Raw genomic sequence first — 22,441 nt, forward strand, 5'->3', positions numbered from 1 at the left:
TAGTTTTTATTGATTGAACATTCAATTTAAAAAGGTCCATTCAAAAGTAATGAAACAATAAACATATAAAGCTTATGGATATATAAAGCTGTGAAAAATCTGATACGGCTTAAATTAACTGTCATAAGCGAAGCGGGAGTATCAGTAATAAGGAAAAGTTGTTGGATGAGATATTTTGCTGGAGCGAACAAGGCCGTCGACAGGTTAAGAGGGACGGCCAGGGAGAGGGACTAATTATACACTGCTGTGGTGAGACGAAGATTGTTGCGGACAGAAACTGACCTTACTTGTGGCGACAGGCTATCTGTAACCGAGGCTGTATCAGTGAGTTGTCTCTTCAGCGAGATCAAATTACTGCTTCCCGTTGCAGCAACGATGTCGCTTTCCTGCTGTTGGCAGGGCAGGTTGTGAGCCTGCACTGCCGCCGTCGCGCTGTAAGAAAAAAAGCTATACAGTACGGCTGCCAGAAAAAAATTAATGTTTTTCATGGCAATACCTCAGATGTTGTTCTGCGCGATCTGCCAGTAACTTCTGTTACTGATAAATCACTGCGGTGGCATGCATACGATTATTACCGGTGGTAGAGGTAATACGAAATGCCTTTGCGCCCTGTGCGTCGGCCTTAGCTGACAGACTTGCTTCCAGCGCAGAAAGGTTGTTACCGGTTGCTGAAATCACCCCGGCTTGCTGCTGCGCAGAGGGATCGGAATTCACCAGTTCAGCCGCATAGCCGCCAAAAGAAAGAGATGTCAGAGCAACAGCAATCAGGGACATTTTGATATTTTTCATAATAAATTCTCACTTAATTCAGGTTGATTCAGAAGTCGCGTCGTCATTAATTAACGATCGATAATTTAATCGTATTTTATTCGGAGTGACTGGTCAACAGTATTTTATTATCGATCACTAATAAATAGCCTAATAAGCTGATATAAATAGAAAATTAAATTTTAAACATGGCTTTGTCGTGATGATGAAAAGTGCTGAATCAGGCCGAAAACGTTTCGCATACCGGCTGCTCGACAGGCGCAGGGCATTTTTTTATAATGATTGGTAATTTAATCTGATGTGCCTGAACAGGCAGGGGGTGAAGTGATGACTGACCACCAACATTGTGCATCCAAAAGTCGCGGCAGGCCAAAAACCTTTGACCGGGAGATGGCGCTGGACAAGGCGCTGGAACTGTTCTGGCTGCATGGCTATGAAGCCACATCTCTGTCCGATCTGGTTGCAGCCACCGGCGCTAAAGCGCCGACGCTGTATGCTGAATTTACTAATAAAGAAGGTCTTTTCCGTGCAGCGCTCGATCGCTACATCGAAAAATTTGCCGCACAACGTAAGTCCGCACTGGTTTGCCCCGAGAGCTGTGTAGCGCAGGGTGTTGAAAACTATTTCCGCTCCACGGCTGCGTGTTTCACGGCGGGTGATAAACCGGCAGGCTGTTTTTTTATCTGCACCTCCTCAGCGCTGTCTGCTCAGTCCGGTGAGGTCGCACATATGTTACAGACCCGCCATATCAGCCAGCAAAATGACCTGAACACCTTTTTACTGGCAAGGCAACAAGCCGGGGAAATTCACGCTGATACCAATGTCGGCAGGCTCAGTACCTATCTTGCCTGTCTGCTTCAGGGGATGTCGGTACGCGCCAGAGAAGGAGCAAGCCGGCAGGAACTGGATAGCATTATCGACATGCTTATGCTGCAATGGCCTGTATTAATTCAACCTGCCAGCTATGCTGGTCAGCAGGCAGGCAATTGAGGAGAACATCATGACAATCGAGTATGCAATCATCGCCGGAGGCTGCTTCTGGTGTACTGAAGCCGTCTTCAAGCAGATTAATGGCGTTGAGTCAGTTGAAAGTGGTTACATTGGCGGTCATCTGCCCAATCCAACGTATCGACAGGTGTGCAGTGGTGAAACCGGTCATGCTGAGGCCATCCGTCTGGGATTCGATCCGCAAAAAATCAGCTATGGTGAACTGCTGGATATCAGTTTCGCCACTCACGATCCTACCCAGCTGAATCGTCAGGGAAATGATATCGGCACGCAGTATCGCTCTGCGATTTTTCCGCTTGATGAACATCAGGCGTTGGAAGCGAAAGCGGCGATTGCCCGCGCTCAGGATGAGTACAGCGAAGTGGTTGTAACCACCATTGAAAAAGGGGAGTGGTATCCGGCTGAAGATTACCATCAGAATTACTGGGAAGGTGAAGGGCAGGAGAATCGTTACTGTCTGGCGGTTATTCCTCCCAAACTGCAAAAATTGCAAAAGCGTTACGCGAGCCGGACGAAATAACCCCCACCCGCCGGTTTGATGAAATTAAACCGGCTGCGCCAGCCAGAATGCATTATTGCGAAAATCGTTCTGGCTGGTGGTCACTTTTCACTCAAAACACCTTAAGTCAAATTGTGTCACAATTGACGTTTTCTCAGCTGTACAGCAACCAGCAGGGCTGTTAGCAGCAGCAGGGTGATAAATGCGGTAATGCCCTGCCAGCCAAACTGATGCCAGAAAATACCTCCGGCCGTACCCGCCAGACTCGACCCCAGATAATAACTGAACAGATACAGTGATGAAGCCTGCCCTCTTGCCCGACGTGCGCGGTGCCCAATCCAGCCACTGGCGACTGCATGTGCAGCAAAAAAGCCGGCTGAAAACAGCATCATCCCTGCAAAGATTAACCAGAGTGAAGCGCTCAGGGTGATCAGCACACCAGCCAGCATCATGCTGGTCGAAAACAGCAGAACGACCGCCCGTCCATGTTTGGCTGTCAGGGCTCCGGCTTTTGGAGAGCTCCATGAACCCGTCAGGTAGACCAGTGAAAGAACGCCAACCGTTGCCTGGCTGAGCGAAAACGGCGTAGCCAGTAAACGGTAGCCAATGTAGTTAAACAGGGTGACGAATGCGCCCATCAGCAGAAAACCTTCAGCAAACAGCAACGGCAACCCCGGATCGCGCCAGTGCAGACGGAAATTGACCATCAGGCTACGAGGTTTGAGAGACGCAGCGCGAAAATGTCGGGAAGGGGGCAGAATTTTCCAGAACATTACGGCAGAGGCCAGCGCAAAACAGCCAATTACCGCCACGGCAAGCCGCCAGCTGCTGAAATCAGTTACCACGCCACTCAGCAGACGGCCGCTCATGCCGCCAATGGAATTACCACTGATGTACAGCCCCATTGAAAAAGCAACCACCCCCGGATGAACTTCTTCACTGAGCCAGCTCATCCCTACCGCTGCCACACCGCTCAGCGAGAGGCCCGTCAGTGCACGGGTAAGCAGAATGCCGTGCCAGCTGTTCATGGTGGCAGAGGCAAGGGTGCAGCATGAAGCCAGTAGCAGGCCGGCGACCATCACCGGCTTTCTGCCGATCGCATCCGACAACGGGCCGGTAACCAGCAGGCCCAGGGCCAGCATCCCGGTGGCGACCGACAGAGAAAGGCTGCTGGTCGCTGGATCAATAGCAAATTCCTGCGACAGGACCGGGAGAATGGGCTGGACACAATAGAGCAGGGCAAAGGTAGCCAGGCCCGCGGAAAAAAGCGCCAGCGTCGCGCGAATAAACAGCGGGGTCCCTCGCCTGATATAGTCCTTTTCAGCCATTACGGTTGCGGAAGCAACAGATCTACGCTGCGCCAGTGAAACAGATTGTGTAAAACGGCTCACGGTAAATTCCTGAATAAAACCAAGTTACTCCACTGTAATAAGCGATTATTATGATGTCTAATCTATTAATAATCTCAAATGATACTTTTAAAATATGAATATTGAGCTGCGCCACCTGCGCTATTTCATTGCTGTGGCGGAAGAACTGCACTTTGGACGCGCAGCCCGTCGTCTGAATATTTCTCAACCGCCGCTGAGTCAGCAAATCCAGATCCTCGAACAACAGATTGGTGCCCGTCTGCTGTCGCGAACTAACCGCAGTGTTCAGCTGACTGCCGCAGGCGTGCAGTTTCTGGCCGACGCACGGCAGATTATGCAGGACGTCTCTCTGGCAGCGAACAAAGCGGCCAGGCTTCATCGCGGGGAAGCCGGAGAGTTGCGTATTGGATTTACCTCTTCCGCCCCTTTCATCAGCAGCGTTTCAGATGCGCTCTACACTTTCCGTCAGCGCTATCCGGAGGTGCAAATTCGCATGCAGGAGATCAACAGTCGTCAGCAGCTGGAGCCACTGATTGAAGGACGGCTTGATCTTGGCGTAATGCGTAACACTTCGTTGCCCGATACGCTGGCGCACCAGCTGATCCTGCGAGAGCCATTATGTGCCGTCGTACACCGTGCACATCGCCTCGCTGCGCAGCGCTCCGTCTCAGTGAAGGAGTTACATGGTGAGCCCTTCGTTTTTTTTGATCCGCAGGTTGGCACGGCGCTTTATGCCGAGACGCTGGCGTTCCTGCATCGTTATACGGTTTATCCGGCCATCGCTCAGGAAGTGGGGGAAGCCATGACCATTCTGGGCCTGGTGGCAACCGGCCTGGGGGTGTCCATTTTGCCCGCCTCTTTCCGCCGTGCCCGGCTGGAAACGATCTGCTGGCTGCCGCTTGAGGAAGAGGATGCCTGGTCTGAAGTCTGGCTGGTCTGGACAAGACAGCGGGAGCTGAGCGCCACAATATTGCAGATGAAAAATCTGCTGCTGAGTGGTCCTGATTAAGCCATTCGGGCGTTTTTATGTGCGGTAAATCACATTCTTAATCAAATATTTGACGTGGTCAGGGAAGTGTTTCACCATGACCGGAGGGTTTATTTAGAGGCGCGAAAATAAGTGAGAGCAGGGGCGTGATAATGGAAAGCCAGCCTGGTCATATCGATCAGATTAAGCAGACTAATGCAGGCGTGGTTTACCGGTTAATCGATCGGTTTGGTCCCATTTCGCGTATTGAACTGGCTCGCAAAGCTCAACTGGCACCCGCCAGCATTACCAAAATTGTGCGTGAGATGCTTGAAGCTCATCTGGTGCAGGAAACGGAATTTCAGGAGCCTGGCAGTCGGGGACGGCCCGCCATTGGCCTGATCCTCGATACCGTAGCATGGCACTACCTGTCAGTACGTATCGGCAATGGTGAAATCACCCTGGCGCTGCGGGACCTGAGCAGTTCGCTGGTGGTGGAAGAATCAAGGCCGCTGCCGCCCGGGGATGCGCAGCCGTTATCTGAACGGATTATCACAGAGATCAATCATTTCTTTGTCCGCCATCAGCAAAGACTGGAGAGGCTGACGGCAATCGCCATCACGCTGCCGGGAATTCTGAACAGCGTTCAGGGGATAGTGCACAGCATACCGCTCTACCCGGACAAAGATATGCCGCTGGGACCGGAGCTGGAAAAATGTACCGGTCTGCCTGTCTACCTTCAGCATGACATCAATGCCTGGCTGATGGCGGAAGTGCTGTTCGGCGCGGCCCGGGACGCCACTGAGGTTATCCAGGTGGTGATTGATAATCATGTCGGCGCCGCCGTGGTAACCGGCGGTCATCTGCTGCACGGCGACGGCATAAGACGCGTTGAGATTGGGCATACGCAGGTCGATCCCTATGGAAAGCCTTGTTATTGCGGCAATCATGGCTGTCTGGAAACCGTTGCCAGCTGCGAAAGCATGCTGGATATGGCAGCACAAAGACTGCGGGCGGCGGATTCCAGTCTGTTACATCAGCAGTCGCTGACCGTTGACAGCTTGTGCGATGCGGCACTGGCGGGTGACCGACTGGCCAGAGATATTATTATCGATGTGGGTCACAGTGTCGGCCGGGTACTCGCCTTAATGGTTAATCTGTTTAATCCACAAAAAATCCTGATTGGCTCGCCGCTTAATCGCGCCAGTGACATTCTCCATCCCGCCATCAGCGAGTCTGTCCGGCGTCAGGCGTTTCAGGCGTACAGCGCTGACACTGAAGTACTGCCAACCTTTTTTCAAAATCAGGGCACCCTGCCTGGCGCGGCGTTAATTAAAGACGCCCTGTATAACGGAACGCTGCTGATAAAATTATTACAGGGCTGAACCTTTCAGGTTTATACGGATAAAGTTTTCACTTTTTTTACCCGCCAGCGTTTCAGACATTTTCAGGTGTCGCATCGCGCTTTAACCGGAAAAACCTGCCTGATATTTCCATGACTTTGCGTTTTATCGCGGAAAATGTTGCGCTAACGCAAGCTGTTTTCCCTGCGCCTGCCCTAAGATGTTTCGTCTTAAATGTTCATTAATTCTTATCAATTTTGGTGAGGATCGGGATGTGGAGAGCAGCATGTTAAAGCGTTTTTTTGTCACTGGTACCGATACTGAGGTGGGTAAAACAGTGGTCAGTCGTGCGCTTCTGCAAAAACTGTCCACAGGAAATAAATGCGTGGCTGGCTTTAAACCGGTAGCGAAAAGCAGCCAACATACGGAAGCGGGGCCGCGTAATAAAGATGCGCTGATTTTACAGTCTGCCTCTTCGCTGGTGCTACCTTATTCTGCTGTGAATCCCATTACCTTGCTTGATGATGAAATCAGCACCAGCCGCGACTGCTGCATTGATTACTCGCTGCTGAGCAGGGGATTACATGCGCTGAGCGATTGCAGCGACCATGTGGTGGTTGAGGGAACCGGCGGCTGGCGTAGCCTGATGAATGATATGCGGCCGCTCTCTGACTGGGCAGTAACAGAAAAACTGCCGGTGGTGATGGTGGTAGGTATCAAGCTGGGTTGTATCAGCCATGCGTTGCTGACCGCGCAGGCAATTATAAATGATGGACTGCCGCTGCTCGGTTGGGTTGCTAACCGGATCAATCCCGGTCTGGCGCATTATGCGGAAATTATTGATGTGTTGAGCAACAAAATTCCGGCACCCAAACTGGGGGAGTTACCCTATCTGGCAAAAATTGAAACGCGAGATCTGGCAAACTATTTTGACCTGAGTGTGGTCGGGAGAGGCTGACCGGATGGCGACAGGAGAAAGAAATCATCCTGTCGCCCGTTTATTTACGCCAGATTCAGCGCCCGTCGTGTGCGTCCCGAACTGAGATAATTAGCAATATAATCCTGTGATATCTCTCCGCTGTAACGTCCGTCTTCATCAACAATCGGCATCCAGGTGGTGTCATGCTCATAGAGTTTTGACAGCACGACACGCAGGTTCTCTTCCGCACGGCCAGTAACTTTAAAAGTGTGCAGTATGTCGCTACAGCTGCCGCTACCGCCACGTGCTTCACGACGTTTTACAAAGCCCAGTGGACGTTGTTCCGCATCCACTACGGTAATGGATCGCATATCGTTATCATCCATCACGCCAAATGCTTCAGTAAGCGGGGTGGAGAGCTGCACAGTAATGGTGGGTTGCTGGTCGGTAACATCCCCTGCGGAAACCAGCAGCAGGCGTTTGAGCGTTCGGTCCTGACCGACAAACGAACCGACAAAATCGTTACGTGGCGTAGCTAACAGCTCGTCCGGGCTGGCGCACTGCACGATTTTACCCTGACCGAACACAGCGATACGGTCCCCCAGCTTCAGGGCCTCATCGATATCATGACTGACCAGCATCACGGTTTTCTTCAACTGCCTTTGCATATCGAGAAACTCATTCTGGATCACCTCGCGGTTGATCGGGTCTACCGCACCAAAAGGTTCATCCATCAGCAGCACCGGTGGATCCGCAGCCAGGGCACGGATCACGCCAATGCGTTGCTGTTGTCCACCGGACATTTCACGCGGGTAGCGATGCAGGAAGCTTTTCGGGTCCAGCGCGACCATACTCATCAGCTCACTGGCGCGCTCATGGCAACGCTTTTTATCCCAGCCCAGCATTTTGGGCACCACGGTGATATTTTCTTCAATGGTCATATTGGGAAACAGACCAATCTGCTGAATAACGTAACCAATATTACGTCGCAGGGTTACCGTATCCAGCCCGCTGGTATCTTCACCATTAATCAGGATTTTGCCGCTGGTTGAAGGTATCAGGCGGTTAATCATTTTCAGCGTGGTTGATTTGCCGCAGCCGGAGGGGCCCAGCAGCACGCACATCTCGCCTTCCGGCACGTTCAGGCTGACATTATCCACCGCATTTATCGTGGTACCGTTTTTCTGGGTAAAGGTTTTAGTCAGGTTTTCCAGTTTTATCATTATCGAATCCCCTTAGGTGTCATCGCCAGCTGCAAACGATGCAGCAGCCAGTCGAGAATTATCGCCAGCAAACAAATCATCACCGAACCGGCAATTAACAAACGAATATCACTGCCGCTGATACCGTCCAGCAGCAACAGGCCAAGTCCACCCGCACCAATCACCGCGGCGATGGCCATTACGCCAACGTTCATCACCACAGCGGTGCGGATCCCGCCAAAAATCACCGGCAGCGCCATCGGGATTTCCACCCAGCGCAGGCGCTGCCAGAATGTCATGCCGATACCCCGGCCAGCCTCGCGTAAACCGTCAGGCAGGTTTTCCAGCGCGGTATGGGTGTTACGGACAATCGGCAGCAGTGAATAGAGGAACACGGCGGTTACTGCTGGCAGTACGCCAATCCCCTGACCAATAAGCGAGAACAGCGGGATCATCATGCCGAACAGCGCGATAGCCGGAATGGTCAGCACGATGGTGGCCAGTCCCAGCACCGGGGTTTCCAGCCATTTGTAGCGCACAATCAGAATACCCAGCGGAACGCCAATGATGATTGCCAGGCCTACGGCCAGGCCTACCAGCCACAGATGTTGAAAGGTGAGGCTGGCTAAATAGCTCCAGTTGTCAATGAAATAATGGATAGTTTCCATGCCGCCTCCTCAAAGCAAACCTTTAGATTTCAGAAAATCACTGGCCACCTGCTGCGGTGACTGGTGGTCGATATCCACACGTTTGTTCATTTCCGTAATCGCTTCATTGGTGATCATCGGGGACAGAATATTCAGCGCATCAGCAAGACCGGGGTGTGAATCCAGCGTCTCTTTGGTCAGCACCGGGGTCACCGCATAGCTTGGGAAGAAGCCTTTATCATCCTGCAATACTTTCAGATCAAAGCCCTTTACCCGGCCATCGGTGGTGTAAACCAGTCCGGCATCGACAAAACCGTCGCGGGTCGCGTTGTAGACCAGGCCCGGATCCATCTGCCGGATTTGTGGTCTGTCCAGCGTCAGATTGTAGGCTTTTTGCAGCGGTTTGAGGCCGTCAGAACGACCGGCGAACTCCAGGTCCAGACCCAGTGTCCAGTTATGCTCAGGATCCGTTTTGCGTACCTGTTCAATTTTCGCCACCAGCTGCGACATCGTCTCAATATGCTCAGCCTCAGCACGTTTGCGCTGCATGGCAAAAGCATAGGTATCGTTCATTGGTGCCGGATTCAGCCAGACAAGACCCCTTTTCGCATCCAGCCTTTTGACCGTTTCGTAAGCTTCCTGCGCAGACATGGGTTGGGTGATATGGTTGAAAATAATCAGCGAGGTGCCGGTGTATTCCCAGGTCATATCAATCTGCTTGTTGATCATCGCGTTGCGGCTGATGGTGGTGGCAATGTTGGTCTTTGGCTCAATCTGAAACCCTTTTTTTCTCAGGTAAAGGGTGGTCATGGCTGACAGCACATGCTGCTCGGTATAACTCTGAGTGGCCATCACAATCGGTGTGGCTGCACTGACGCTGGCAGCAGATGCCAGCAGGGCGCTGAGCGCCAGCGCGGTATTGCGGACCCAGCGGGTCAGATTAATGGCCTGCGCCATGGTTAACTCCTTTTTCTTCATTCTTCTATGCGGCAGCATGCGGGCTGAGTAAACGTCCCAGTCCGGCCAGCAACATGTCGAGGATCAACGCAAACAGTGCAGTAGCTACTGCGCCCAGAATCAACGTGGGGAAGTCATTAAGATAAATACCGGGGAAAATCAGCTCGCCGTAGTTACTGGCCCCAATCAGGAACGCCAGAGGTGCAGTACCAACATTGATGGCGGTGGCAATGCGCACGCCTGAAAGGATCACCGGCAGTGCATTGGGCAGTTCCACCTGTCGCAGGCGCTGTCCTTTGGTCATGCCGATGCCATTAGCCGCCTCAATCAGTGAGGCCGGGACAGCACACAGACCAGAATAGGTGTTACGGACGATCGGCAGCAGTGAGGCAAGAAACAGCGTGATAATGGCTGGTTTTTCACCAATGCCAATGATAACCATCGCCATTGCCAGTACAGCCAGCGGGGGCAGGGTGTTACCGACGTTAAAAATCTGCATCACAAATTCAGCCCAGCGGCGGGCAAACGGGCGACTCAGAATGATGCCGCTGGGGATACCCACCAGCAGCGCTGCCAGCATCGACCAGAAAACCAGCATCATATGTTTTTGCCCAAGGTAGACCAGATCGACGTGACGGGCCCTGATGGTGTCGATGCCTAACCCGTAAACCAGCAGGCCAATCGCCACGACAATAAAAAACACGGCAAGCAATGCCCGCCGCAGAAGCGATGCGTTTTGCATGTTATCCATTCTCCCTGACAGTCAATAAATAGAGCTTATGGCGCTTTTTGTTATTTAAAGGTAAAAAGAGCATTAAAAGCTATAGCAGCTCCTGACGACAGATGCCAGTTTAAGGCCGAAAATCAGCAGGATAGAAAATGTGCGCATTCGATGGCAGCCCTGATAAATACTGGCCTGGGCTTGATAAACAATATTTATCGTCATATTGGTGACAATGTCACTTATTGGCGCGAGCTGGCGCTATCAGGTGGTTTTAAGCGCGGGATTTGTGCTGTCATTAAACGTCGAAGACAGAGAGTTAAAGAAGAGGTTCAGGTTTCATCTCCATTAGGCAAGCCAGATCTGTATTTAACAGTGGTTATCTTCTGCGCGTCATGCTAATCAATGCAGCCTGACACTAACGTTACAGGAGTTGCGTTATGGCTTTATCGTTTGAATCTCTGTGGAATGCCCACCCCGAAATCAAAGGCGATGCGAACCCATGTCGCCTGTCCAACGGCCTGAAAGCTTTTGATGATCAGTGCGCTATTCGCCTGGGTACGGCGCTGGCCCGCTGTGGCTGCGACGTTACCCGATTGAGAGCGGCATTTTGCTGGCATCACCCTAAAAAAGAGGGGCACGTATTGCGGGCTGAAGAACTGGCTCTTGCCCTGCGCATGAATCCATTCGATGGCATGGCTCCTGTGATTAAGTTAACAGATAAAAATTTTAAGGCTCTTCTCAGGGGTAACAGAGGGATAATATTTTTTAAAGATTTCTGGCGCAGGGGAAATGAAACGTTCGCTAACAGGACAGGCGATCACATTGACCTTTGGAACGGTAAGCGCCTGACAACCCATATCAGTTATTTCAGGATTCATTGGGGGCTTCACTGGGAAGGGGTGCTTAGTGACCTTTTTGATTCAAAAGAAATCTGGTTCTGGAAAATGAAATGAACAGATTAAAAATTCTCATTTCAATCACAGGTTGTACATTGGTGATGGTGCTTGCTTTCCTTGGTTTATTTCCAACCCTGGCTCATTTAATAACGGGGCCGATAGTCAGCAATGACCAGATGGATCAGAACGCTTTAATACTGCTTATTGGCACACCATTATCCGGGATTACAGGTGCAGTGACAGGCGGACTTTACATGCGGTATTACCTCAATAAAAAGCGCCAGCGCTGAACATCCAGCGCTTTACCCTCTGCGTCGCTCTACAGTGTGTGGTGCAGTTGGCAAATTTTCAGCAGCCCGGCGATGAATTGATAGTTATCATGTCAGATTAAGCCTTCAGCAATCTGCTTTACGGTAAGACACTGAAATTTTTATCATTCACTGCCCGATACTGTCTGCGCGATGCAAACGAGTCTGAAGATTCAATGGTGTAGCTAGTCATGGCGCGTTAATGCATCATTGCAGCGTAATAGCTGAATAAAATCAGCTCGGCGAGTTGCCGGAAAATTCAGCCCCATGGGGTTTGGCTCCCTGCAAGCAGCCACAGCGGGCATAAAAAAAGGCCGCATCAGCAGCCATTTCCAGAGCAGGTCAGTAGCGCTGTTGTCTGGTCAGCCGTAACCATTTGACAGCGTTGCCGGGAAGTTTCACCGCAGGCAACATTCGTCACGGTGCCAGGCTAGGTCTGCATCATCAGGATGAAGGGGCATCCTGCGAGGTGCCGGTTTTAGCCGGTGCCGGCGCATTGTTTTCACTGCCATCACGTTTATAGACGATCTTCTGACTGTCATTGTCACAATGTCCGACTACCTGACCGCCAGCCTGATCGGCCTGATCGCTGGGCACGATTTCCAGTGAAAAACTGCCCTCGGCCACACCGTTTTTAATAATTTTCTGGTTAATATCTGCTTTTACCGTTTCGCATGATGCCTGTACCATCAGGGGAGTGGCGACAATCAGTGCGCTTAACATCCACTTCATTTTTTTCATCATCCTGTCCTTTTGTATGAAACCAGCGATAACTATAGCAGTATTATCCTGTCAGGGCGCGACCGGGCGTCCGGTACGACGGTCGAGGCAGCGCTGTGTGCCGGATTCCCAGTAGGCGTTAACATTAAGACTTTGATCGCAGGCATCCCGGTTATCGATGGCCCGGTCATTCTTATCAAAATTTTTCTCATCGCGCAGGTTCTCTTTACTGCGCAGACGTTGCGTTTGATCCCACTGCTGTTTCTGCTGACGCGCCTGCTCGTTACTTAAAGGGTTACTGCCATTCTGAATAACCAGCGTATCGGTTTGCGCCTGCGCGCCCTGCACGATGCTGAACAGCGAAACAGACAGCAGTAACGGCAGCGTCACTTTCTGCCAGGTTTTCATCGTCATTTTCATTATCGGTTCCTTAATTGTAGAGGCTTGCCAACATAATGGCCTCTACTCGCAAACATCGATAATTTCTGCCCGAATTATCTGACAATGGAGCGGTGCTCACGCTCACGCTCTCTGCCAGGGTGCTCGCAAACATCCGACCCTGCTCGCAAACATCCGTCGTCTGCTCACTTTAATTGCCAATGTGGCAGTTATCGCAGCTACCCGGTCACTATCCCAGGCAGGCCAGCTTTATGTTTAATGATGGGATTGTTGGTATGAAGCAGGAGAGTTACCTCATTTTTTTATAAGGATTCGACACCCATATCAAAACCGGTAACTCTCAACCTTTTAAGATCTAATCTCGACTAATACAATTTCAGGCCGGTAAATGAATAACCAAATGGCTGTTATCATCTTTATCGTTTAGTGAACAACCAGCATTCTCATTAGCGCTGCTTACATTAAAGGAAATAACCGGTCCTGGGCGCATATCCTTTGGCCCCTGCTCGCGGCTATGGCGAAAATGAGTGGCACCCCCCCAGACCAGAGTCTTAAAAGCGCCAATAGCACGCTCTTCCTTTTCTGTTGCAGCATCCCACACAGCATTCAGCGCCAGTCGCTTGTTCAAATATTTTATTGCATCCAGAGGTTTTTTTGGCGTGTCACCGGGTATATGACGATCAATACCTGCCAGGGCAATACCGGCTTCATGCGCCTTATGAAGCGCCCCTGCAACTTTATCTACCCATTCCTCGCCGTGTTTTGACCAGGCATTCATGATGAGGTTTTTTACTGCGGTTTTTCCATGATCCAGAGCTTCCCGAAACAATGCGTTATCTCTGTACTTAACAAACTCCACCGCCAACAGATCTACCCCTGCCCTTTTCAACTCTGGAATTGCATGACCTACAAACTCAGGAATCGCAAGCTTGCCATGGGTGTCGCCCAGATAGACAAGCTTGCTATCCTGAAAAAGGTTTGCCAGCGCATAAACAGGATCGTTTACCGACGGATTAATTTTGATATTAGAGTCAATGCTGGTGCTGGCATTTACCTGGGAGGACTGAATGCGGTTTGTCTGACCTACTGTATGAAACATGGTTAACCTCACTGTTTTGATGGTTTTTATTAGTGGTTAACCAAACATTTAGTTCCAGACAGAGGAATTCAAAAGACATTGTTGCAAAATAGAGGCGGACAGTTCATCTCACGGGTGAGTATGTCTTCTTTAATGAACAACGCCATTGGCAATTAATGTGAGTTCAGGGTTAAATGGGGACGCCTGCCTGTCGCAATTTCTCTGTCAGCTCGAGGGTGTGTTCAGGATCAAGGGTGCCCCCCAGGAAAGCGCGAACGTCGGACGGTCGCGCGTTGAGTTGTGTGATCAAAGCCGCTGCATCGTAGCCGTTTCGGGTCAGGGTCGGTTCCAAATCGTCGATAGCGCGCGACAAAACCTGTTCGACAATTTCGGCGGTGACGGGCCGGGTGCCGAGGCGAAAGGCCTGCTCGAACGCAAGGGTCAGATGCATCTCGATCTGAAGCGGTGTGCGCAACCGTTCGGCAATGAGATCGATGGCTTCCTCTTCGAAAAGCTCGCTGACTTTCACTCCATCGGCCGCACAGGCGTCAAGCAGCCATGCCACATAGTCGCGCCGCGCGCCACCGAGTCCCTCATAGTCAAAGGTGGTTGTCCGGTAACCGATTTCCTCCATCTGGGGACGCCGCAGATCATTGCGAAGACGCGGATGCCCGACCAGCAGCACGGAGAGAAGGACACCGGCGTCGGCCACCACCTCCATCAGCCGCTTCAGGCCCGTTAACGTCTTATGGTGAAGATCATGGGCTTCATCTACCACGAGGACTATCGGCCGTCTGCCTTTTTTCATCAGGTCACGCAAATCGCGCTCCCGCCGTTCGGCCTGTTTGGGGATCTTCACCTGCGCACGATCGCCGGGTGACAGGTCATAAAACAAGGCCTCAATCAGCGACGGCAGCGAAGTACGCTGCTTGTCGACCGCCAGCGATTTAGCAAGCGAGACCTTGCCAGCTTTGGTCAGTTCGGCCTCGATACGGCGCAGAAGGTGCGTTTTCCCCGAACCAACCAGACCGGAGACCACGACAAGCCTGCCGGTCTGGACGGCAGCACAAACTTCGCGAATGAGGGTCCGTTGATGTTCGGTCTCGAAGTTGCCTGCCCCCTGAAAAGGTCGCTCCAGGCCGTAACTGGATTGGACATCTGCGAGCATCACTCTTCCCTCCTTCGTATCTGAAACCGTTCGCGGATACGGACCGCGATCGTCTCTTTATCGAGCGTTTCCTCGAGCAGTTCATCAATGAAGGTGCGTTCGACGGCATTCATCGCACCGATTGGGCGACCGAGCTGGGCGACAATCGCCGCGCGGGCTGCAAGGCCCGTAGGCCAGGCGGCCTCTATCGTCGGCTCCGGAAACGGCATTCGCCGTACGCTCAGTCCCAGCGTGGTTGGGGGCAGAGACGGCAATGGGCGGTCACCGCCGGTGACTGCGGCACGGGGAAGTCCAAGCTGATCCGCCAACCGCACCACTTTGTCGAGTCGTTCTTCTGTACGGCTCTTCTGATATTTGCGATAACGAAAGAGGGGGACCGCCCCACGCGATGGCTGGAACGGTCCAAAGCGTTTCCCCTCATGTTCGACGAACAGCTCATAATCGAAAAGACCCCAGAGCAAAGTCACCGTTTCTCCGGCAAGTTCAGGCTCCACCTCATAGGCAGCCCCCCCGACCGATACGGTCGCATCGCCTGCAACCGTCCGCCGTTCTGGTTCGCGGGCAAAGGCGCAGAACCGCTCCCATGAGCACATGGCCCGCACGCCATCAGAGGGAAGGTGTCGCAACCAGTCCTCAATGCGCGCATGAGATTCCGTGCGGTGTTCTCCGTTGTTGTAGGTAACCAGCGCACGCCGTAACCACAGATTGGCTTCCTCTTCGTCCTTCGGCCTGTGAAAATGGTACAGGGTTTCATGTACTTCCTTGATTGTGCGAAACGGTCGCTCGACCTTGCCTTTTGCTCTGGCCGGCGTGCGCCGCTCATTGTCCGAAGGCGGCATATGCGTAAGAACCCTGACGCCGAGGCTACCCATAACGGACTGAAAAACGCGGGAACGGCTCACCGGCCCGTTGTCCATATGGATCGCGGCAGGGAGTCCCTGAAGCGGCAGCTCGGGTTCAGGTTTGGCGGCGAAAGCGTTGTAGAGAAAGCTCAGGGCAGTTTCCGCATTCTCACCGTAGACGCAGCGATATTCCTGATAGCATGCACCGGAACGATCATCGACCACAGAGAACAGCATCAGCGTCGGACGACCGCGACCTTCCTCTATCCAGAGCGGCTTTTCGACCTGTTTCAGATCTGACGGGCTCATGTCAAAGTGCCAGAGTTCGTTAGCGCGCCTCGCCTGAAAGCGGACAGCGGCCACCGGGCGGGTCACGCGCGTATAGTCGAGTCCGTAAACACGCAGCAGCCGGTCAACAGTTGCCCGTTTCAACAATCCGGGCGGCGCCCGGACCAGGCCGTCTGGCGTTTCCACACCGTCTTCCTCAAGCAGTTTTATTGCGTGCGCCGTGGAGATATGCCGTCCCTTGCGATTTGCCGTCCTGATCTTCAGGGCCGCGATGATTTCGGCATAGGTTTCCACCTCCGACTTCGGGGCTATCCGGGAAGTACCGTGGTCGGCCCGCCTGACCGATTTTGGGCGGTTCAACTCGCGTAACGCCCGATAGAGTGTCCAGATCGAAACGCCGTAGGCATCAGCGGCGCGCGCGACGATCTCAACGCGCCCCGGATCTCTGGGAGAAAGCAGCGACAACCGGCGCCGAATATCGATAAGGGCTTCTCCGGGTGGCCGCTTTCTCCGATCAGCCATGAGCGTCCCCGGCACCGGCTGCCTGTGTATCGCCGTCCTTCCTGCCGATATGCCGATAAAGGGTGGCCACAGAAACGCCCATGCGTTGTGCAATATTGCGAACCGGGAGGCAGCCTTCCTTCATCATGGCCCGTGCGGCAGCAATGTCGCCCGGGCGCATGGCGGGCGGGCGCCCGCCTTTGCGGCCACGTTGTCGCGCCTCTGCCAGTCCTGCCGTCGTCCGTTCCCGGATCAGAGCGCGCTCAAATTGGGCAATAGCGCCGAATACATGGAAGGTCAGCATGCCGCCTGGCGTCGTCGTATCGATACTCTCGGTCAGAGATACAAGCCCGATCTCCGCCCGCTCCAGCTCTTCCGCCGTCGCGATGAGCTTCTTCAGTGAGTGCGCCAGCCGATCAAGTTTCCAGACAACCAACGTATCTCCAGTCCGTAACACATCGGAAAGGATGCGGTTCAGTTCAGGTCGGTCATCCCGGGAGCCGGATCCACGCTCCGTAAACACCTTCTCGCAACCGGCGCGTCTCAGAGCCTCCAGCTGGAGTTCTGGATTCTGGTCGATCGTGCTGACCCTGGCGTATCCTATCCGCATAATCACCCTTAAATGTTCTCGAAAGTCGTGGAAGCGTAGCATTTTTGCGACAGAGGTAACAATAACAGTTTTGAGAAGGTTTTGTCGCGGAATTTGGGAGTGAGGACACCCTTGGTGTGGATGTCTCAAAAACGTTCGTTTATGCGTCATGATGGGTTAAAGAAAAGCTGGCAGTTATCTCAGCGACCCGTTAATCACTACAGGGTTTGTGCACGGATTTTTACGCGGCAGTGCCCGTTAAAAAATGTGGTTACCACTTTCCTTCCCTGAACCGGATCCTGAAAAAAAGGCATCCGGATGAGGTGTTTTCCTCCTTCCAGAATGGGAGAAAACGCAACGTGTAAACACATATTTCTTGTAAGGTATTACGAACCAGTCGGGGTTTTTAGCCACTCATCATTCAGGTTCAGTTAATAATTATTTAGTGAGGTTTTTTATGGGGCTCTGCGTATCCCGTCCTTCCACCTATGAAGGAAATTACGGTCATGATCACACCAGCGTAAGCTCAACTCAGCATGATGAGGATATCCCACATCAGGAGGATGATTTCGAGTCTTATTCTAACCTTCCTGACCGTGCAAGAAATAAATTCAATGAGTTATCTCAGGCGATAGATTCAGGGCATCTGCAATACAGTGCGCCGGAACTGCTTCATTACGCAAAGCGGGTTATGGAAAATGCTGAAGCGGGCAAACCGGATGCGGAAATTACCCATCTGGATGCTCAAAATATTTCAACACTGGCATCTGCTTACAACCATGCGTTCCCGGCGCTAAACCTTAAGGTATTCAATAGCGGTTCTGACTTTCTCAGTCATGTTTATCATAATGATGAGGAAGGGGCATATCGGGCGATCGTAAAACTCAGCGGTAACTCTGAACATCGTGTGGCTGTCGACCTGAGAAACCATCCGGACCAGACAAAAACCATGCTTGTGATAGAGTCTGCCACCGCTCATACTTATAAAAATGGTCATGCCGAAACCCTGCCAGGATATATCCCCTTACGTGACAATATCGACAAATATTTATCCAATTCCTGCAAAATGGCGGTCATCGAAGTCGATGCCCAGAAATCGCATCATGACTGCATTATTTTTTCGCTGAATTTTGCTTTGGCAGCGTATCAAAAAGACCACGAGACTTTTAATGACCTTCATGAGAAGTTGCGCGATAACGGTTCCTGTTTTTCATCAGGAAGACACTCCGATTATGCTCTCGGTATGGAATTTATTGATGGTACGAAAATTTTGCCGGCAGTATTCTTTAAACATTCGCATTCAAGGCAGACTATCAGGGATGTGTTGAAAGCCCAGCCCGACCTGTCGGGAAAAAATGTATCTACTAATCGCTCTGCCCCGCATGAGACCCTTTCACAAAGGGTCCAGAACTTCAGGGTGGAGAAGGAGGGTTCACAGTATAATATGTCTATTGAAGCGTCGCGTGCCAGAAAGATTAGAAAGGCAATTGAAAACCTCTGACAATAAATCGTTGTGCCCCTGGCAAAACGACACTATGACATATTAAAGCTGTACAAGCCGCCTGATGGCTCTGTCGCATCAGGTGGCCTTTCAGATAATAATATTTTTTCCCGAAAAGCATTCAAATGCCTGTCCTGTGTTCAGAATGACGAACTCATCACCCTACTGAATTTGAGTCCCTGCATGCAATTGACTTCATACCGCTAAATATCAGAATTCCCCTTTAATTATATGACTGTACTGACATTGTATGAGATGGCGTGATGGTTCTCGCCTGCAATGACCCACTATGGGGTAAGGCTGGCAATTAATGTGAGCAGGTGGTGGATGTTTGCAGGCAGAGTGGGATGTTTGCGAGCACCCTGGCAAAGAGCGTGAGCACGATGTCTGTTCCATTGTCAGATAATCTGAGCAGGAATTCCCGATGTTTGCGAGCAGAGGCGATTATGTTGGCAAGTCGCTACACTTAATGGTTGTTCCCCGCACGGCCAGCGGATGCGACCCTTGCCGGAACTATTATATCATCAGCCAGCCCTGGCACACACTCAGGGCAGCAAACTCATTGATGTTTCAGAGAGGTCAGGATGTTGTTTAAGACTACGGTGCTGTTCTTTATTACCGCGCTGGCCGAAATTATCGGCTGTTTTCTGCCCTGGCTGTGGCTGAAGAAGGGCGGTTCAGCATTACTTCTGTTGCCCGCTGCCTGTAGCCTGGCACTGTTCGTCTGGCTGCTGACATGGCATCCGGCGGCCAGCGGGCGGGTTTATGCCGCATACGGCGGCGTCTACGTGGTGACGGCACTGCTGTGGTTGCGATGGGTGGAGGGTGTCAGACTGAGCTACTACGACTGGCTGGGCGCAACGGTGGCGTTTTGCGGCATGATGATTATTGTGGCGGGATGGGAAAGCGCCTGAAAATAACCGCCCCGGGTATCATCATCCGCCTTCCACCCGGCTGTTTATCATCAAGGTTTATTAATAAATCAGGCGTGGTGGATTATTCAGGTCTACGCTTATTTTCTGAATCAGCCACAGAAGAGAATAAGGATGAAAAACAGTCAATTACTCATACTTTCCGCGCTGTGCTGCCTGCCTGTGCTGTCATTTGCTGCTGGCGAAATGTCTGCTGTACAGGCAGAATCTCCGGCGCAAACAATCAGTAATGGAAAAGTTCAGCCGCCGGTGAAATACGCTACCGTCTGGGCCGATGAGCAGGGTACCACGCACATCGGCCACTGTCGTTTTGAGGGACTGGAGTATAAAAGCTATGCGCCGCCCTCAGCGCCGCAGTGGATTGGTGTTTCACCTGATGAGGTGCAAAGCATCGCCTGGGCTGTGCTTCCGCCAGGCTATGTTGGCAACTGGCATCATGCGCCGGGTCCGCAGTGGGTCGTTACGCTGTCCGGAAAGTGGTCAGTTGAAACCACGGACGGGACCACGCTGGTTCAGGGACCCGGCGACGTTCAGTTTAACGCCGACAGTACCTCTCATCCGCGCGCTGATGACCAACATATCGGTCACATTACGCGCACGGTGGGCAATGAACCCAATGTGCAGTTAATTATAAAACTGAAGCCCGGTGCCAACAGTGCCCGGACCAAAGGCAATTGTGCCAGTTAAGAGGAATAGTGATGATTTTCAGTGCGAAGCAGTCAGCCGCTGCCCTGTTGGGCGGCATCATCCTGTCAAACGTCTGCCATGCTGAGGCCACTCAACCGCAGGTAAAAATCGTGGCGGAGCAGCCAGAATTCTCCAGCCTGATAAACAGCAACAGCACGGCGCAGTTATTAACCGATAAGGCCGTCTGGGCTGAAGGCCCGGCCTGTCTGCACCAGGGTGACTTTATCTTCAGTGATGTTAAGCAGAATAAAGTGATGCGCTGGTCTGAACAAAAAGGGCTGGAGGTCTGGCTGTCCCCGTCGCACTACCAGAACGGTCATACGGTGGATACTCAGGGACGGGTCATTGCTGCATCACACGGTCAACGTGCCGTGTTGCGTCAGGAGCATGATGGTCGCTGGGTAACGCTGGCCAGTACATGGCAGGGCAAAAAATTAAACAGCCCTAATGACGTGATCGTTGCCCCTGACGGGGCGATCTGGTTTACCGATCCCACCTTTGGCGTGCTGAATAAAGCGGAAAGTTACGGTGGCAAGCCTGAGCAGGACGGTGAATATCTCTATCGCTATGATACGAACACCAAAACCCTGTCACGAATGAACACGCCGGAAGTCCATTCCCCCAACGGCCTGGCTTTTTCCCCGGACGGTAAACGGCTGTATGTTGCTGATACACAAATTGCGCATGACTTCAGTAATCAAAAGCTTGCGCACCAGATTGTTACCTATCGCGTTAACGGTACGCATCTGGAAGAAGGCAGGATTTTTGCGAAGGTTTCCCCTGGCATCCCGGACGGCATCAAAGTGGATGAAAAGGGCAATGTCTGGAGCAGCAGCAAGGAGGGCGTACAGGTGTACTCGCCGCAGGGAATGCTGCTGGGCAAAATTCTTATTCCGGCAAGCAATACGGGAAATCTGGCATTATGTACTGATGCGGGCAACCGCCACTGGCTCTATGTCACCGCCGCCAGTCTGGTATTACGTATGCCCGTAATGGTTGGTAACAGCACAGAGGTTGCTGCTAACAAGTAAACGGCAGCGCACCTGTTCAGCAAAAACAGGTGCGCCTGCGCAGGCAGCTGAATCAGGCTTTATGCACCTTCAGACCAGCCAGCGTTTGTCCTACCGGCATCATTTCAAGCGTATTAATGTTGACGTGTTTCGGCAGTGAGGCCACCCAGAAAACGGCTTCAGTGACGTCTTCTGCGGTTAAGGGTTCAGTGCCGTCATAGACGCTGTCAGCCTTATCACTGTCCCCTTTAAAGCGAACGTTAGAAAATTCCGTACCGCCAACCAGGCCAGGCTCAATATCGGTCACCCGCAATGCCGTGCCGTGCAGGTCGGTGCGCAGATTCAGGCTGAACTGACGCACGAACGCTTTGGTCGCGCCATAGACGTTGCCCCCGGCATAAGGCCAGTTGCCCGCCGTTGAGCCGATATTGATGATATGTCCGACGTTACGTTCGACCATGGCGGGCAGAATGGCACGGGTCATAAAGACCAGGCCTTTGTTATTGGTGTCGATCATCGCTTCCCAGTCATCAATGCTGGCCTGATGCGCAGGTGCCATCCCCAATGCCAGCCCGGCATTATTGACCAGCACATCGATATCGCGCCATTCGGCTGGCAGGCTGTGCAGTGCTGCATCAATTCCGGCGCGGTTTCTGACATCGAGTTGCAGGGTATAAACATTTTCGCCCAGCTCATCCTTCAGCGCCTGCAAACGCTCGCTGCGGCGACCAGTAGCGACCACCTTGTGGCCCTGAGCGATAAAACGGCGGGTAATACTTTCACCAAAACCTGCGGTGGCACCGGTAACAAAAACAATCATCTTACTGTTCCTCAACACATTCGCGGTTTTTCACCTTAGCATTTTCCCGCCAGCCTGATAAGTCAGCACGAGGTTAACGCCCGGCGCAGCTGCGCACGATAATGGTGCGCGGTTGTGCACCTCTGCCAGATAATGGCGCAACGACCGGACGCGACGGGGCAGCATCAGCCAGAAATCAGCCACAGCAACCGTTTGCTATCCTCAGCAAACGGTTGCGTAGTGGATATGCGGGAAAGTCTTTTCAGCTATGAGAAAAAATCGAATAACGTATTGATAATTAATCATAAAATTAAAAAAT

The 22,441-nt window shown here is 52.2% G+C and carries 26 protein-coding genes; 12 read left to right on the forward strand and 14 right to left on the reverse strand.

All coding sequences use genetic code 11. The annotated features are described in order from the left end of the window. Positions 1 to 230 precede the first annotated feature (230 nt). Both BG55_RS06995 and bhsA read right to left on the reverse strand, forming a co-directional pair. Complete coding sequence (locus BG55_RS06995; protein WP_034935912.1) at positions 231 to 488, reverse strand: hypothetical protein; 258 nt, start codon at positions 486 to 488, stop codon at positions 231 to 233. Between the two features lie 46 nt (positions 489 to 534). After that, positions 535 to 789, reverse strand: coding sequence for a multiple stress resistance protein BhsA (gene bhsA, locus BG55_RS07000; protein ID WP_034935914.1), 255 nt, complete (start codon positions 787 to 789; stop codon positions 535 to 537). Positions 790 to 1,095: 306 nt separating this feature from the next. On the opposite strand from bhsA, the gene BG55_RS07005 reads away from it, so the two are divergent. Further along, a complete protein-coding gene (locus BG55_RS07005; protein ID WP_052018728.1) occupies positions 1,096 to 1,758 on the forward strand; it encodes a TetR/AcrR family transcriptional regulator in 663 nt (220 codons plus the stop codon). Between the two features lie 10 nt (positions 1,759 to 1,768). After that, positions 1,769 to 2,296 carry a peptide-methionine (S)-S-oxide reductase MsrA gene (gene msrA, locus BG55_RS07010; RefSeq protein ID WP_034935916.1) on the forward strand — a complete coding sequence of 176 codons (528 nt, stop codon included), beginning with the start codon at positions 1,769 to 1,771 and terminating at the stop codon, positions 2,294 to 2,296. A gap of 116 nt (positions 2,297 to 2,412) precedes the next feature. On the opposite strand, the gene BG55_RS07015 is transcribed toward msrA, so the two are convergent. Further along, on the reverse strand, positions 2,413 to 3,603 hold the full coding sequence (locus BG55_RS07015; RefSeq protein WP_152542683.1) for an MFS transporter: 1,191 nt from the start codon (positions 3,601 to 3,603) through the stop codon (positions 2,413 to 2,415). Positions 3,604 to 3,760: 157 nt separating this feature from the next. Here BG55_RS07015 and BG55_RS07020 point away from each other — a divergent pair, with 157 nt between their 5' ends. The 3 genes from BG55_RS07020 to bioD all read left to right on the forward strand — a co-directional run bounded on the left by BG55_RS07020 (position 3,761) and on the right by bioD (position 6,913). Continuing rightward, the gene (locus BG55_RS07020; RefSeq protein WP_034935918.1) at positions 3,761 to 4,654 is read left to right on the forward strand and encodes a LysR family transcriptional regulator; all 894 of its coding nucleotides are present in this window, start codon (positions 3,761 to 3,763) and stop codon (positions 4,652 to 4,654) included. Between the two features lie 125 nt (positions 4,655 to 4,779). After that, positions 4,780 to 5,997 (forward strand): sugar metabolism global transcriptional regulator Mlc, encoded by a 1,218-nt coding sequence (gene mlc / locus BG55_RS07025; protein WP_034935919.1) that lies wholly within the window; start codon positions 4,780 to 4,782, stop codon positions 5,995 to 5,997. 244 nt (positions 5,998 to 6,241) lie between these two features. Further along, a complete protein-coding gene (gene bioD, locus BG55_RS07030; RefSeq protein WP_034935920.1) occupies positions 6,242 to 6,913 on the forward strand; it encodes a dethiobiotin synthase in 672 nt (223 codons plus the stop codon). 44 nt (positions 6,914 to 6,957) lie between these two features. On the opposite strand, the gene osmV is transcribed toward bioD, so the two are convergent. The 4 genes from osmV to BG55_RS07050 are packed head-to-tail and all read right to left on the reverse strand — an operon-like array spanning position 6,958 to position 10,422. Then, positions 6,958 to 8,097, reverse strand: coding sequence for an osmoprotectant ABC transporter ATP-binding protein OsmV (gene osmV / locus BG55_RS07035; RefSeq protein ID WP_034935921.1), 1,140 nt, complete (start codon positions 8,095 to 8,097; stop codon positions 6,958 to 6,960). After that, positions 8,097 to 8,744 (reverse strand): osmoprotectant ABC transporter permease OsmW, encoded by a 648-nt coding sequence (osmW, locus tag BG55_RS07040; protein WP_034935922.1) that lies wholly within the window; start codon positions 8,742 to 8,744, stop codon positions 8,097 to 8,099. Before osmW ends, osmV begins: the two co-directional genes overlap by 1 nt. A gap of 9 nt (positions 8,745 to 8,753) precedes the next feature. Next, entirely contained in the window at positions 8,754 to 9,680 is a 927-nt protein-coding gene (locus tag BG55_RS07045; protein ID WP_034935924.1) for a glycine betaine ABC transporter substrate-binding protein, read from the reverse strand. 25 nt (positions 9,681 to 9,705) lie between these two features. Next, a complete protein-coding gene (locus tag BG55_RS07050; RefSeq protein WP_034935984.1) occupies positions 9,706 to 10,422 on the reverse strand; it encodes an ABC transporter permease in 717 nt (238 codons plus the stop codon). A 150-nt stretch (positions 10,423 to 10,572) separates the two neighbouring features. Between BG55_RS07050 and BG55_RS22470 the strand changes: the two genes are divergently transcribed. From BG55_RS22470 to BG55_RS07060, 3 genes are read left to right on the forward strand one after another with little or no spacing between them, the layout of a single operon-like run. Next, on the forward strand, positions 10,573 to 10,803 hold the full coding sequence (locus BG55_RS22470; RefSeq protein WP_152542674.1) for a hypothetical protein: 231 nt from the start codon (positions 10,573 to 10,575) through the stop codon (positions 10,801 to 10,803). A gap of 38 nt (positions 10,804 to 10,841) precedes the next feature. Beyond that, positions 10,842 to 11,357 (forward strand): T6SS effector amidase Tae4 family protein, encoded by a 516-nt coding sequence (locus BG55_RS07055; RefSeq protein WP_034935925.1) that lies wholly within the window; start codon positions 10,842 to 10,844, stop codon positions 11,355 to 11,357. Next, positions 11,354 to 11,590: a hypothetical protein gene (locus BG55_RS07060; protein WP_034935926.1), complete on the forward strand. Its 237-nt coding sequence runs from the start codon at positions 11,354 to 11,356 to the stop codon at positions 11,588 to 11,590. Before BG55_RS07055 ends, BG55_RS07060 begins: the two co-directional genes overlap by 4 nt. Positions 11,591 to 12,052: 462 nt before the next feature. Here BG55_RS07060 and BG55_RS07065 read toward each other — a convergent pair whose 3' ends face one another. From BG55_RS07065 to BG55_RS07090, 6 genes are all read right to left on the reverse strand, one after another. Next, on the reverse strand, positions 12,053 to 12,352 hold the full coding sequence (locus BG55_RS07065; RefSeq protein WP_084276243.1) for a DUF1161 domain-containing protein: 300 nt from the start codon (positions 12,350 to 12,352) through the stop codon (positions 12,053 to 12,055). A 48-nt stretch (positions 12,353 to 12,400) separates the two neighbouring features. Then, the gene (locus BG55_RS07070; protein ID WP_034935928.1) at positions 12,401 to 12,748 is read right to left on the reverse strand and encodes a DUF1283 family protein; all 348 of its coding nucleotides are present in this window, start codon (positions 12,746 to 12,748) and stop codon (positions 12,401 to 12,403) included. A 355-nt stretch (positions 12,749 to 13,103) separates the two neighbouring features. Beyond that, positions 13,104 to 13,826 (reverse strand): hypothetical protein, encoded by a 723-nt coding sequence (locus tag BG55_RS07075; RefSeq protein WP_052018729.1) that lies wholly within the window; start codon positions 13,824 to 13,826, stop codon positions 13,104 to 13,106. Positions 13,827 to 13,995: 169 nt separating this feature from the next. Continuing rightward, positions 13,996 to 14,973 (reverse strand): ExeA family protein, encoded by a 978-nt coding sequence (locus tag BG55_RS07080; RefSeq protein ID WP_034935929.1) that lies wholly within the window; start codon positions 14,971 to 14,973, stop codon positions 13,996 to 13,998. Then, the gene (locus tag BG55_RS07085; RefSeq protein ID WP_034935931.1) at positions 14,973 to 16,625 is read right to left on the reverse strand and encodes an IS481 family transposase; all 1,653 of its coding nucleotides are present in this window, start codon (positions 16,623 to 16,625) and stop codon (positions 14,973 to 14,975) included. The genes BG55_RS07080 and BG55_RS07085 overlap by 1 nt, the downstream gene beginning before the upstream one ends. Further along, complete coding sequence (locus tag BG55_RS07090) at positions 16,618 to 17,214, reverse strand: recombinase family protein (RefSeq protein ID WP_034935932.1); 597 nt, start codon at positions 17,212 to 17,214, stop codon at positions 16,618 to 16,620. Before BG55_RS07090 ends, BG55_RS07085 begins: the two co-directional genes overlap by 8 nt. Positions 17,215 to 17,650: 436 nt before the next feature. Here BG55_RS07090 and xopJ point away from each other — a divergent pair, with 436 nt between their 5' ends. The 4 genes from xopJ to BG55_RS07110 all read left to right on the forward strand — a co-directional run bounded on the left by xopJ (position 17,651) and on the right by BG55_RS07110 (position 21,344). Continuing rightward, complete coding sequence (gene xopJ / locus BG55_RS07095; RefSeq protein WP_034935933.1) at positions 17,651 to 18,694, forward strand: YopJ family type III secretion system effector XopJ; 1,044 nt, start codon at positions 17,651 to 17,653, stop codon at positions 18,692 to 18,694. 587 nt (positions 18,695 to 19,281) lie between these two features. Further along, complete coding sequence (locus BG55_RS07100) at positions 19,282 to 19,608, forward strand: YnfA family protein (protein WP_034935987.1); 327 nt, start codon at positions 19,282 to 19,284, stop codon at positions 19,606 to 19,608. A 132-nt stretch (positions 19,609 to 19,740) separates the two neighbouring features. Then, positions 19,741 to 20,313 (forward strand): cupin domain-containing protein, encoded by a 573-nt coding sequence (locus tag BG55_RS07105; RefSeq protein ID WP_034935934.1) that lies wholly within the window; start codon positions 19,741 to 19,743, stop codon positions 20,311 to 20,313. An 11-nt stretch (positions 20,314 to 20,324) separates the two neighbouring features. After that, a complete protein-coding gene (locus BG55_RS07110) occupies positions 20,325 to 21,344 on the forward strand; it encodes an SMP-30/gluconolactonase/LRE family protein (RefSeq protein WP_034935936.1) in 1,020 nt (339 codons plus the stop codon). A gap of 52 nt (positions 21,345 to 21,396) precedes the next feature. Here the strand turns inward: BG55_RS07110 and ydfG are convergent, their stop codons facing one another. Next, a complete protein-coding gene (gene ydfG, locus BG55_RS07115; protein ID WP_034935938.1) occupies positions 21,397 to 22,143 on the reverse strand; it encodes a bifunctional NADP-dependent 3-hydroxy acid dehydrogenase/3-hydroxypropionate dehydrogenase YdfG in 747 nt (248 codons plus the stop codon). Positions 22,144 to 22,441 lie beyond the last annotated feature (298 nt).

The organism is Erwinia mallotivora (genome assembly GCF_000590885.1).
In the GTDB taxonomy this organism is placed as follows: Bacteria; Pseudomonadota; Gammaproteobacteria; order Enterobacterales; family Enterobacteriaceae; genus Erwinia; species Erwinia mallotivora.

Excerpts from the sequence above, each read along its gene's own strand:
- BG55_RS06995 (WP_034935912.1), bottom strand. The coding sequence starts at position 488 with ATGAAAAACATTAATTTTTTTCTGGCAGCCGTACTGTATAGCTTTTTT.
- bhsA (WP_034935914.1), bottom strand. The coding sequence starts at position 789 with ATGAAAAATATCAAAATGTCCCTGATTGCTGTTGCTCTGACATCTCTT.
- BG55_RS07005 (WP_052018728.1), top strand. The coding sequence starts at position 1,096 with ATGACTGACCACCAACATTGTGCATCCAAAAGTCGCGGCAGGCCAAAA.
- msrA (WP_034935916.1), top strand. The coding sequence starts at position 1,769 with ATGACAATCGAGTATGCAATCATCGCCGGAGGCTGCTTCTGGTGTACT.
- BG55_RS07015 (WP_152542683.1), bottom strand. The coding sequence starts at position 3,603 with ATGGCTGAAAAGGACTATATCAGGCGAGGGACCCCGCTGTTTATTCGC.
- BG55_RS07020 (WP_034935918.1), top strand. The coding sequence starts at position 3,761 with ATGAATATTGAGCTGCGCCACCTGCGCTATTTCATTGCTGTGGCGGAA.
- bioD (WP_034935920.1), top strand. The coding sequence starts at position 6,242 with ATGTTAAAGCGTTTTTTTGTCACTGGTACCGATACTGAGGTGGGTAAA.
- osmV (WP_034935921.1), bottom strand. The coding sequence starts at position 8,097 with ATGATAAAACTGGAAAACCTGACTAAAACCTTTACCCAGAAAAACGGT.
- osmW (WP_034935922.1), bottom strand. The coding sequence starts at position 8,744 with ATGGAAACTATCCATTATTTCATTGACAACTGGAGCTATTTAGCCAGC.
- BG55_RS07045 (WP_034935924.1), bottom strand. The coding sequence starts at position 9,680 with ATGGCGCAGGCCATTAATCTGACCCGCTGGGTCCGCAATACCGCGCTG.
- BG55_RS07050 (WP_034935984.1), bottom strand. The coding sequence starts at position 10,422 with ATGCAAAACGCATCGCTTCTGCGGCGGGCATTGCTTGCCGTGTTTTTT.
- BG55_RS22470 (WP_152542674.1), top strand. The coding sequence starts at position 10,573 with ATGGCAGCCCTGATAAATACTGGCCTGGGCTTGATAAACAATATTTAT.
- BG55_RS07055 (WP_034935925.1), top strand. The coding sequence starts at position 10,842 with ATGGCTTTATCGTTTGAATCTCTGTGGAATGCCCACCCCGAAATCAAA.
- BG55_RS07060 (WP_034935926.1), top strand. The coding sequence starts at position 11,354 with ATGAACAGATTAAAAATTCTCATTTCAATCACAGGTTGTACATTGGTG.
- BG55_RS07065 (WP_084276243.1), bottom strand. The coding sequence starts at position 12,352 with ATGATGAAAAAAATGAAGTGGATGTTAAGCGCACTGATTGTCGCCACT.
- BG55_RS07070 (WP_034935928.1), bottom strand. The coding sequence starts at position 12,748 with ATGAAAATGACGATGAAAACCTGGCAGAAAGTGACGCTGCCGTTACTG.
- BG55_RS07075 (WP_052018729.1), bottom strand. The coding sequence starts at position 13,826 with ATGTTTCATACAGTAGGTCAGACAAACCGCATTCAGTCCTCCCAGGTA.
- BG55_RS07080 (WP_034935929.1), bottom strand. The coding sequence starts at position 14,973 with ATGCTCGCAGATGTCCAATCCAGTTACGGCCTGGAGCGACCTTTTCAG.
- BG55_RS07085 (WP_034935931.1), bottom strand. The coding sequence starts at position 16,625 with ATGGCTGATCGGAGAAAGCGGCCACCCGGAGAAGCCCTTATCGATATT.
- BG55_RS07090 (WP_034935932.1), bottom strand. The coding sequence starts at position 17,214 with ATGCGGATAGGATACGCCAGGGTCAGCACGATCGACCAGAATCCAGAA.
- xopJ (WP_034935933.1), top strand. The coding sequence starts at position 17,651 with ATGGGGCTCTGCGTATCCCGTCCTTCCACCTATGAAGGAAATTACGGT.
- BG55_RS07105 (WP_034935934.1), top strand. The coding sequence starts at position 19,741 with ATGAAAAACAGTCAATTACTCATACTTTCCGCGCTGTGCTGCCTGCCT.
- BG55_RS07110 (WP_034935936.1), top strand. The coding sequence starts at position 20,325 with ATGATTTTCAGTGCGAAGCAGTCAGCCGCTGCCCTGTTGGGCGGCATC.
- ydfG (WP_034935938.1), bottom strand. The coding sequence starts at position 22,143 with ATGATTGTTTTTGTTACCGGTGCCACCGCAGGTTTTGGTGAAAGTATT.